The organism is Salinispora fenicalii (genome assembly GCF_000514815.1).
GTDB lineage: Bacteria > Actinomycetota > Actinomycetes > Mycobacteriales > Micromonosporaceae > Micromonospora > Micromonospora fenicalii.
This window is the reverse complement of sequence record NZ_AZWQ01000016.1, coordinates 227,154-237,015: the sequence shown is the minus strand read 5'-3', so window position 1 is coordinate 237,015 and position 9,862 is coordinate 227,154. Positions and strand designations below refer to the sequence as shown.

The 9,862-nt window shown below is 66.1% G+C and carries 10 protein-coding genes; 6 read left to right on the top strand and 4 right to left on the bottom strand.

The genetic code is table 11. The features are described from left to right. The first annotated feature begins 135 nt into the window (after window positions 1-135). A complete protein-coding gene (locus B116_RS0106785; RefSeq protein WP_188116002.1) occupies window positions 136-1,011 on the top strand; it encodes a formylglycine-generating enzyme family protein in 876 nt (291 codons plus the stop codon). Here B116_RS0106785 and B116_RS0106780 read toward each other — a convergent pair. Further along, complete coding sequence (locus tag B116_RS0106780) at window positions 1,001-1,471, bottom strand: DUF6328 family protein (protein WP_027659584.1); 471 nt, start codon at window positions 1,469-1,471, stop codon at window positions 1,001-1,003. The genes B116_RS0106785 and B116_RS0106780 overlap by 11 nt on opposite strands. 14 nt (window positions 1,472-1,485) lie before the next feature. After that, window positions 1,486-1,860 carry a hypothetical protein gene (locus B116_RS0106775; protein WP_223874520.1) on the bottom strand — a complete coding sequence of 125 codons (375 nt, stop codon included), beginning with the start codon at window positions 1,858-1,860 and terminating at the stop codon, window positions 1,486-1,488. Between the two features lie 163 nt (window positions 1,861-2,023). On the opposite strand from B116_RS0106775, the gene B116_RS0106770 reads away from it, so the two are divergent. The 4 genes from B116_RS0106770 (at window position 2,024) to B116_RS0106755 (ending at window position 7,279) form a co-directional block, all read left to right on the top strand. Beyond that, window positions 2,024-2,533 carry a GNAT family N-acetyltransferase gene (locus tag B116_RS0106770; RefSeq protein ID WP_027659582.1) on the top strand — a complete coding sequence of 170 codons (510 nt, stop codon included), beginning with the start codon at window positions 2,024-2,026 and terminating at the stop codon, window positions 2,531-2,533. Between the two features lie 206 nt (window positions 2,534-2,739). Next, on the top strand, window positions 2,740-4,008 hold the full coding sequence (locus tag B116_RS0106765; RefSeq protein ID WP_018721875.1) for a DUF2254 domain-containing protein: 1,269 nt from the start codon (window positions 2,740-2,742) through the stop codon (window positions 4,006-4,008). Window positions 4,009-4,146: 138 nt separating this feature from the next. Continuing rightward, window positions 4,147-4,821, top strand: coding sequence for a hypothetical protein (locus B116_RS0106760; protein WP_026321661.1), 675 nt, complete (start codon window positions 4,147-4,149; stop codon window positions 4,819-4,821). A gap of 61 nt (window positions 4,822-4,882) precedes the next feature. Continuing rightward, entirely contained in the window at window positions 4,883-7,279 is a 2,397-nt protein-coding gene (locus tag B116_RS0106755; protein WP_027659581.1) for an arylsulfatase, read from the top strand. 122 nt (window positions 7,280-7,401) lie between these two features. Here B116_RS0106755 and B116_RS0106750 read toward each other — a convergent pair whose 3' ends face one another. Both B116_RS0106750 and B116_RS0106745 read right to left on the bottom strand, forming a co-directional pair. Continuing rightward, window positions 7,402-8,043, bottom strand: a complete 642-nt coding sequence (locus tag B116_RS0106750) for a hypothetical protein (RefSeq protein WP_027659580.1) — start codon at window positions 8,041-8,043, stop codon at window positions 7,402-7,404. A 13-nt stretch (window positions 8,044-8,056) separates the two neighbouring features. Next, on the bottom strand, window positions 8,057-8,704 hold the full coding sequence (locus B116_RS0106745) for a CDP-alcohol phosphatidyltransferase family protein (protein ID WP_027659579.1): 648 nt from the start codon (window positions 8,702-8,704) through the stop codon (window positions 8,057-8,059). Window positions 8,705-9,069: 365 nt separating this feature from the next. Here B116_RS0106745 and B116_RS0106740 point away from each other — a divergent pair, with 365 nt between their 5' ends. After that, the gene (locus B116_RS0106740; protein ID WP_027659578.1) at window positions 9,070-9,861 is read left to right on the top strand and encodes a YaaA family protein; all 792 of its coding nucleotides are present in this window, start codon (window positions 9,070-9,072) and stop codon (window positions 9,859-9,861) included. The last annotated feature ends 1 nt before the right edge of the window (window position 9,862 follow it).

The window sequence follows — 9,862 nt, the reverse complement described above, 5'->3', positions numbered from 1 at the left end:
TGTTTCCCACCCCGCAGCCCGTGCTCATCCAGGCGATCCGATGAATGCTGAGTTGTTGTGCTTTGGGTGGTTTAGGGTGAGGGCGTGGTACACGAGGCGCTCAGCCCGCCAGCGACGACCCGCCCGGCTCCGGAGATGGTCTGGATCCCGGGCGGTCGGTTTCGCATGGGGTCAACCGATTTCTACCCGGAAGAGGGGCCCGTCCGATGGGTCGAGGTCGACGGGTTCTGGATCGACCAGTACCTGGTGACCGTCCGCGATTTCGATCGATTCGTCCGGGAGACCGGCCACGTCACGATGGCCGAGGTGGCACCGACGGCGGCGGACTATCCCGACGCCGACCCGGCGCTGCTCGTCCCCGGCTCCCTCGTTTTTCGCCAGGCCCCCGGGCCGGTCAGCCTCGCCGACTACCGCAACTGGTGGTCGTGGACGCCGGGCGCGACCTGGCGCCACCCCGAGGGGCCGGCTAGCACCATCGACGGCAGAGAGCTGCACCCGGTCACCCACGTCGCGTACTCCGACGCGGTGGCCTTCGCGACCTGGGCCGGCAAGGAACTCCCCACCGAGTCCGAGTGGGAGCTCGCCGCCCGGGGCGGGCTCGACGGTGCCGCCTTCACCTGGGGCAACGAGTTCGCCCCCGAGGGCAAGATGATGGCCAACACCTGGCAGGGGGCGTTTCCCTGGCAGAACCTCCTCCTGGACGGGTACGCGGGAACCTCCCCGGTGGGAGCCTTCCCGCCCAACGGTCACCAGCTCTACGACATGGCCGGCAACGTCTGGGAGTGGACCCAGGACGTCTTCACGTACCCCACCGACCCGTCGGCGAAGGCGTGCTGTACGACGCCGGTCACCGCCGACGGACCGAGCGCGGGCATTCCTCGCCATGTCATCAAGGGCGGATCCCACCTGTGCGCCCCTAACTACTGCATGCGGTACCGGCCGGCGGCCCGGCAGGGCGAAGCGATCGACACCTCGACCTGCCACCTCGGCTTCCGGTGCGTCATCCGGTAGTATCGGAGTCGCTGCCGGCCCGGCTGCGGCCAAACGGCACGAGCACCCAGAGCAGCAGCAGCCAGAGCAGGGTCAGGCCGGTCAGCGCGAGTGCGATCGGCAGCTCGAGAACGAAGTCCGTAACGAGCAGCACCGCGACGACCACGGCCAAGACCATCAGCAACAGACCGGTGGTGGTCATCCAGTGGGTGAAGCGGGCCAGTTCCGGATCACGCCCCTGCCGGAACAGCGCCCGGTGGAACGCCACCGGGGCGATGGTCGCCACCGCCGCGGCAGCGGTAGCGAGGAACGAGATGATGTAGAGCGTCCGCTGGAAGGCGTTGGTCTCGCCGAACGCGGAGCTGAACGGGAGGGCGAGCAGGAAGGCGAAGAGGATCTGCACCCCCGTCTGCGCGATCCGCAGCTCCTGCAACAGCTCGGTGTACCGGCGTCGCCAGCGAGTCTCCGACTCCTCCGCCACCGCTGCCTCCGCCCTCAGTGCGGTCCGGGCCGGGCGGGAGTCGGCACCTCGCGGAACGTCCCGTCCGCGATGGCGAACGGCTCGCCGTCGGCGAGGATCACGGCGCGATCCGTCGCGCTCGCGAAGTCAAGCATCGAGTAGAGGATGACACCGGATCTCCCCTGGTAAACCTCGGGGCGGTAGATCAGAATCGCCATTCGATGGTCCAGCTTCTGGTACGTGTAGCTGACGCCATCGGCCACGAGCCGCCCGTCCGTCGTCACGTAGCACCGGTCCCGGGACTCGTAGCTGACCGTGTGCGTGGAGATGTCGGCGAAGTCGCCGTGCGTGGAGTGGTGGACTCCCTTCCACTCCACGCTTCTTCCCGCCGGCGTCTCCCAGGCATCCACGGTCGACCGTCCTTCCGGTTGGGGAGGCTCTGCGCGGAACCGTACTGTCCAGTCCCAGTTTGGCACCGATGCGTTACCTCCCCGCTGAAATCGCCCAACGCGACGACACCGGTGGTGTGGGGCCCGATCCGGGTGTGACTTCCGATCAGGCATGATCATGATTATGAATGGCTCAGCACCGTCCTGCGGCGTTGCCATCCGGCCGGCCACCCCCGAGGACGCGGCGGCGGTCGCGGCGGTCTACGTGCGGAGTTGGCGTGCCGCCTACGCGCAACTCCTGCCCACGGAGGTGCTGGCGTCCCTGGACGGGGCGGACTGGGCTCGGCGCTTCCGCGACCGGCGGGACCCGGCCCGGAGCACGCTGCTGGCGTTCACCCCGGGCCGGGTCGTCGGCGTGGTGATGGCTGGGCCAGACCGGCAGGATCCGCAATTCGCCGAGATCTACGCGATCTACGTGCTGCCGGAGCTTCAGGGGCAGGGGGTCGGCGCGGCCCTGCTGGACGCCGCCATCGCCCAACTCGACGCAGTATCAGTCCGACTCTGGTGCGCCGAGGCGAACAACCGCTCCCGAAGGTTCTACGAGCGCCGGGGGTTTGTCCTGGACGGGGCGACCGGCAGCTACGAGATCAGCGGTCACCGGCTGAGGACCGTCCGCTACACCTGCGTGCGGTAGCGCGGGACGACTGGCGCAGCAGCCCGGATTCACGGTTCCTCCCAGGCTCAGCTGAAACGTGTGGAAGGCTCACAGACAGTCGCCTGGTCCAGGGGTGGTTCGGCCCCCAGCGGACAGCCACAGACACCGGTTGTCCGGGAGGCAATCCGGCGGCGGGTCGTCAGCACGCTCCGGTCGGGTCTCTACCCGAAGCGGCGAGGAGTTCGATGATGCTGTGGGCAAAGTTCTTCCGAATCCGCCAGAACCTGGTGGGGAGCCTGTGGTTCTTCCCGCTGCTGGGGCTGGTGGTGGGAGGGCTGCTCGCCCTCGTGGTCCGCGAGGTTGACGCCGTCATCACCCTGCCGTCGGCGTGGGAGTTCGAGGCGTCCGCGGCGCAGGAACTCCTCACGATCGTGGTCGAGGTTGCCGGGGTGTTGGCCGGATTTGTGGTGGCCGTGAGCGTGGTCGTGCTCGAACTTCACGCCGACAGTTTTCCGCGCTACCTGAGGTTGTTGTACCGGGACCGATTCCACCTGGCCGTCGTGACGTTTATCCTCGGGACGGTCTCCTTCGCCTTCACGCTCCTGGCTTTTGGTGGGTCAGCGGAGATCCCGCCGCTCGGTGTCGCGATTTCGGGGCTTTTCCTCATCGTGAGTTTCGTGCTCTTCGTGGTCTTCCTCAACCACCTGGTTCATCAACTACGACCGGTGGCGGTCGCCGCGGACGTCACCAAAACCGCCCGGAAGCTCATGGCGGCCCGCGACCAGTCGGGCGGGTCGGTGGTGACCAAGGAGGAGTCGCCGCCCGGGGAACCAACACTGGTGATTCAGGCCCAACGATCCGGTTCGGTACAGGCGTTGAATGAGGCGGCACTGGTCCGCTGGGCCAGTCAGCACGGCTGTCAGCTCCGATCAAAGGTGGCGGCCGGCGACTACATCATCGCCGGACAACCGGTGATGGAGGTATTCGGAACGAGGCCGCCAGGTGACTCCACCACGCCGATACACGCCATGGTGGCCATGGGCATCGAGCGGACCATCGAGCGTGATCCGGCGTTTCCGGTACGGATTCTGGTGGATAGCGCGGCGCGGGCGCTCTCCTCGGCCATCAATGATCCGACCACAGCGGTGCAGATGCTGGACTACCTGGAGGAACTGCTCCGGATGATCGGGGCGCAGCCCCTCGGCACGATGCGGTACTGCGACGAATCCGGCCAGCCACGGCTGGTTGTGCCCGGCCGGACGTGGGAGGACTACCTCACGCTGGCGGTCACCGAGATCCGCGAGTACGGGGCCAGCTCCGTGCAGGTGATGCGACGGCTCCGGGCCATGCTCGAAGATCTTCGAGAGGTGCTTCCGGCGGACCGGCGACCAGCGGTGGAGGCCGAGCTTGACCGGCTCGACCAGACCCTGGCCGCGAGTTTCGGGGGCAAGGTCGACCACGACCGGGCCGTGGTGTCGGACCGGCAGGGAATCGGTGGTCCAGGGCGGGGCTGAGGTTGCGGCTGCGGATCCGAGCCCGGCTCACGGTCGGACGCATTCCGGCCACTGGTCGTCCCGTTCTCTGGTAGAACGAGAAAAGGAGGGGTGCGCGTTCCATGGGACAGTGGATCCGGCTGGTGAAGGGTGTTGTCGATGGGCAAGAGTTCTGACCAAGAATCGTTTCGGGCGCTCCGAAATCCGCGCGGGGTCGCGGTGGCGGGCATACTTTTCGCAGTGGTCTTTTCGATCAGTATCATCCTGCTTCGGTCGGCGCTTCCGAAGGAGCCTTTCGCCGATGTGGAGTGGGTGCGGCAGGAAGCTGGCCGGATGCGGGTGGCGTTGTTCCTGATCCCGTTCGCCGGAATCTTCTTCCTCTGGTTCATGGGCGTGGTACGGGAGTACATGGGCAACCTGGGAGACTGGTTCTTCTCCACCCTGATCATTGGGAGCGGGGTTCTCTTCCTGGCCATGATCTTCGTCGCCATTGTGGTCGCGGGAGCCATTGTGGACGGTGTTCCCGAAGGGGGGTCCCAATCCTTGAGTACCGAGACGGTCGGGTTCGGTCGCTCGATCATGCTCGAGGCGAGCGGGGTCTACGCGGTACGCATGGCCGCAGTGTTCATGTTCGCCCTCGGAACGGTGGGGCTCAAGACCCGGCTGATGCCGAAGTGGCTCTGGATTCTGACCTACATCCTCGCCGTGTTGCTTCTGGTCGTCACCAACCAGAACCTCTGGTTCACGCTTATCTTCCCCGCCTGGGTTCTGCTGGTGAGCATCCGAATGTTGGTCACCGGCCAGGTGGCGCCATCGGACACCGCGAAGAGTTGATCGGGAAAGTACGGGCAGGTCGCGTGTCCCGCCGTGGGAGCGGGAGAAGGAGAAGCCGTTCATGAGTAAAGAATTCAAGGGCGTTATCAACCTCGGCGCCACGGACTCGACGCCGGACTGGGACCCCTACGCCCAACCCCAGGCTCCGAAAGGCGCGCCGAACGTGTTGTTCCTGGTCTGGGATGACACCGGATTCGGCTCCTGGGACTTCTTCGGTGGGCCCATCGAGATGCCGAACATGAGCAAGCTCGCCAACAACGGACTGAAGTACACCCAGTTCCACACCACCGCGCTCTGCTCGCCCACCCGGGCCGCGCTGCTGAGCGGACGCAACCACACCACCGTCGGCATGTCCTGCGTCGCCGAGGCGACCCAGGGCTTCCCGGGGATGAATGGGCACATCCCCGGGGAGACGGCTCTTATCGGCGAGATCCTCAGCGACCGGGGCTACAACACCTATGCGCTGGGCAAGTGGCACTGTGTCGCCGAAGACGAGACCAACATGGCCTCCTCCAAGCGGAACTGGCCCACCCACCGTGGCTTCGAACGCTTCTACGGCTTCCTCGGTGGAGAGGCCAACCAGTACTACCCGAACCTCGTGCAGGACCAGCAGTTCATCGACCAGCCCACCGACCCGGTCAGCGTGGACGAGTGGAAGGAAGGCAAGGACGGATACCTGCTCACCGCCGACCTCGTCGACCGGGCAATCGGCATGATCGGCGACGCCAAGCAGGTCGCTCCGGACCGCCCGTTCTTCATGTACTTCTGCCCCGGAGCGAACCACGCCCCACACCACGTACCGAAGGCCTGGGCCGACAAGTACAAGGGCAAGTTCGACATGGGGTACGAGGCGATCCGGGAGAAGATCCTGGCGAAGCAGATCAAGCTGGGGATTCTCCCGAAGGGTACCGAGCTCTCACCGATCAACCCGCTCAGCGACGTACGCAGCGTGGACGGCAAACCCTCGCCCGCCAAGAGCGACGTACGGCCGTGGGATTCGCTCAATACCGACGAGAAGAAGTTGCAGATCCGGATGGCGGAGGTCTTCGCCGGCTTCTCCAGCTACACCGACCACGAGATCGGCCGGCTGATCGCCTACCTTGAAGACACCGGAGAGCTGGACAACACCCTCATCTTCGTGATCTCGGATAACGGAGCGTCGGGTGAGGGTGGGGCGGACGGTGCCGTCAATGAAAACACCTTCTTCAACGGTGTCTCGAGCAGCATTGACGAGAACATCAAGATGCTCGATATTCTTGGTTCTCCCGGCACATACAACCACTATTCGACCGGTTGGGCCTTCGCCTTCAACACCCCGTTCAAGCTGTTCAAGCAGGACGTGTGGGAGGGGGGAGTCTGCGACCCGATGATCGTGCACTGGCCGGCGGGGATCAAGGCAAAGGGCGAGCTCCGCGACCAGTACGCGCACGTCAGCGACATCGTGCCCACAGTGTACGACTGCCTCGGCATCGAGTTGCCGGAGACGGTCAAGGGCTTCAAGCAGTGGCCACTGGAGGGCGCCAGCTTCAAACACACCTTCGAAAAGCCGAAGGCCAAGACCGCGAAGCAAAGCCAGTTCTACCAGATGTTGGGTACGCGGGCGTTGTGGCGGGACGGCTGGAAGGTGGACGCCCTGCACCCGAGCTCACCGGCGGACTGGGGCCATTTCGGTCTGGACAAGTGGGCGCTCTACCACACCGATGTCGACCGTGCTGAGATCCATAACGTGGCCGACCAGCACCCGGAGCTGGCCGCGGAGTTGGCGGCGCTCTGGTATCACCAGGCCGGCAAGTTCTTTGGTCTACCGGTGGACGACCGGCCCATCGCCGACTTGCTCAGCACGCCGCGGCCGCAGGTGGCGCCGTCGCGAGACCACTACGTCTACTATCCGAACACGCTGGAGGTCCCCGAGGCGGTCGCGGTCAACATCCGGGGGCGGTCCTACATCCTGGCGGCCGATGTCGTCATCGATGGTCCCGACGCGGAAGGTGTCCTCTTCGCGCAGGGCTCCAACTTCGGCGGGCACGCCCTCTACCTCAAGGACGGCAAACTGAAGTACGTCTACAACTACCTGGGGGAGAAGGAACAGGTCATCGCCTCGAACGTCGATGTGCCGAAGGGGAAGGTGGTGCTCGGCGTCGCGTTCGAGAAGGAGAAGCTGATCACTCCACCCGGCTCAGACCGGCCCAGTGCCTGTATCGGCAACGCCTCGCTGTTCATCGGCAAGAAGAAGGTGGGTGAGTGCAAGGGAATGCAGACCCAGCTCGGCAAGTTCGCGCTCGCCGGTGAAGGCTTCAACGTCGGCCAGGACCGCGGCGCGCCCGTCACCTACGACTACTCCGGCGCCCGTCCCTGGAAGCTGACCGGCGCCACGATCAAGCAGGTCATCGCGGATGTCTCCGGTGAGGCCTACGTTGACGTCGAGCGGGAGGCAGCCGCCATGATGGCCCGGGACTGAGGGCTGTCGCTGGCTCCGACGGGCGGGTGGTTCGGCCGGAGTCCGGACGGGCAGCCGGCGCTGACCAACCAACCAGCGTGGGCGTGGGGGTATCCGAGGACGGCGGATGCCCCCACGTCTCGCTAGCCGAGGACGTGGGCGAGCTCCGGCAACATGCTGACCGCGGCGAATCGCGCCGTGCGGCCGACGAAACACGTGCCGGCGAACAAGCTCACCGACATCCGGGTTGAGCTGATGCAGAAGACGACCAGCAGGAGTGGGGGCAGGCCGACCGCCGCGCTCAGCAACACCACCGGCACTGCGACGAAAGGCCGGTCGAGCAGGGCGATGAGAAGGTTGCTCCAGCGGCGGGTCACCGCGACGACGGCGGTGATCGCCCGGCGGAGGATCGTCCGGACCGTCGCGCGGGGCGGCGCAGCCGCCGCCTCCGCAGCGCCGAAACCCGGACCGTTCGGCCCCGTCCCGCGCGGCGCTCCCGCCATGGTCACCACTACCGGCTCCGGCGCTGGTGCCGGAGCCAGCGTAAAGCGGGCGCTGTGCCGTTGTAGCCAGCGGCGCAGCTTCGCGGAGCGGAGGGTGCCGCGGAGGCCCAGCAGCATCAGCGCCTTGCCGATGGTCTGCCCGGCACCGGCGGTGACACCCAACAGGAGGGCGTGCTGTCCGGTTACGGCAGCCGCACCGATGAGGTACGGCTCCACCGGCACCGCCGGGATGAAGGCCGAGACGAGCGCCATCAGGAAGGTGGCAACCCCGGCCTCGATCATGATTCGGCCCCGTTCATGCGGACGGGGACCAGCCGTGGCCAGGGGCTTGCCCGCGCTGCGGCGGACGGCTGTCGGGTAGTCGCCGTACCACCACCAGGGAAGCGATCTTGATCGCGGTCACCGCCAGGGCCAGTGTGAGCGCCGGCCAGGGGCTCGGCACGAAGAACACGAGCAGCACCAGAGCACTGGTGTTGGCGGCCTTCGCCGGCAACGACCAGTTCCACTGGAAGACACCACGGTGTACGCGGAAGAAATAGTTTGGGCTGAGCAGCCCGAAACGTAAAAACGACAGGCTGAGCACCAGATCGACGACGACGAACTGCAGCAGAAAGACTGCGATGGGAGCTGCCATCTGTGGTCGTGCCTGCAGCAATGGGATGATGCAGAGGATGCAGCAGAGTCGGTCAGCCAGGATATCAAAGACCGCGCCGAAGCGGGTCTCCTGGTTCAGTCGACGGGCCGTCCAGCCATCCAACATGTCGCCGACCCAGTAGATAAGATAGGCGGTTACCGCCAGGACCGGGTCCCGCGTGGCGATCGCGCCGATCGCCACCGCGACCGCGCCAACCGTGCGTACCGTTGTCACGGTGTTGGCGGCCTGCGCAATCCGCGGCGGAGCGGCGGTGGTCGTCGTGTGCTCCTGAAGGTTCGTTCCCGGCATACGGTTCCTCCAAGAGGTGAAGTCATCTCGAGTCACCACTACCGAATGTGGAAGGTGGCCGACTCACATTTGCAATGTGAGTAGCAAAACAGATTTCGCCGAGGGCTTGACATTACCCGGAGGTGACCCATGGGTGCCGGTGTATTGGGCCGGAGTCACCGCACTGACTGCTCTGATTGTCGGTAGCGAATCGCCGTCGTCCTGGCCACGAGGTCGACCGCGAGGTGGGTGGGGCGGACTGGCCGGGAGGGGTGCGTTGGTCGGCAGGGGTGCGTTGGTCGGCTGGGCGGTGCTGGGCTCACCGCCGCGGAGCCGCCGATCGGGCCGCTATGCTCAGGAGATCTTGATCTCGGCACGAGGCGAAAATGATCATTCTGATTCACACCTCCAAGGCGATGCGACCGGCGCCACAGGGTGGCACGAGGCTCACCGTGCCCGTCCTACGGGACCGGGCCGAGGAGTTGGCGGCATACCTCAAGACCCTCTCGGTAGCGCAGCTCGCCGCCGTCATGGAGCTCTCCCCGGAGCTGGCTGACCGAACGCATGGGCTCTTCGCCGACTGGGGTACCGCCCCGGAGCGGCAGTCGCCAGCGATCGACAGCTTCGCCGGTGATATCTACAGCGGGCTCCGCGCCTGCGACCTCACCCCCGCCGACCGGGCGTACGCCGAAGGTCGGCTGCGTATCCTCTCCGGGCTGTACGGCATCTTGCGCCCGGACGATGGCATCCAGCCGTACCGGCTGGAGATGGGCTATCGCCTGCCGGATCCGCCGTATGCCAACCTCGACCAGTTCTGGGGCGATGCTGTTGCCCGGTGCCTACCGCCGACCGGCGTCATCGTTGATCTGGCCGCGATCGAGTACAACCGGATCGTCACCCGGTTTCTGCCCCGCGACCGGTTCGTCAGCCCCCGCTTCCTGACGGTCAACCCGAAGACCGGCGAGCCGCGGTTCGTTGTCGTGCATGCCAAGATCGCCCGCGGTGCCTTCGCCCGGTGGCTGTTATCCGCTCGGGTTGAGGACCCGGCGGACATCGTGGACTTCGCCGAGATCGGCTACCGCTACGAGCCGGCGCTCAGCAAGCCCCGCCAGCCTGCTTTCGTCTGTCAGGAGTTCGGGGGCAAGGGGCTCAGCGTCCGCCGGCACGACCTGGGCTGAC